This is a genomic window from Massilia genomosp. 1 (assembly GCF_011682185.1).
GTDB lineage: Bacteria > Pseudomonadota > Gammaproteobacteria > Burkholderiales > Burkholderiaceae_D > Telluria_A > Telluria_A rubra.
Map to the genome: position 1 here is coordinate 1 of NZ_WHJF01000705.1, position 213 is coordinate 213.

The window sequence follows — 213 nt, forward strand, 5'->3', positions numbered from 1 at the left end:
CGCTGGCCGCCGCTGCAGGCCGCTCGCGGGCAGCAATGGCCGTGCCGTCGCGGCTGATATGTCCGATCAACTGGTCACCCAGGTGCTCCTTGATCATGGCTTCGTAGGCGCGTTCAACCAGTCGCTCGTCAGCGAACTGCGCAAAAGCCCGCGAAAACGTCGCCTCCGAAGGCAGCTTTGCAAACGGCGGAAATCCGCAAATGCGCCGCAAGG

General features: G+C 63.8%; 1 pseudogene. It reads right to left on the reverse strand.

Annotation, left to right across the window (positions count from 1 at the left end):
• Positions 1 to 213: pseudogene (locus F1735_RS38730) on the reverse strand (IS5/IS1182 family transposase); the annotation flags it as partial.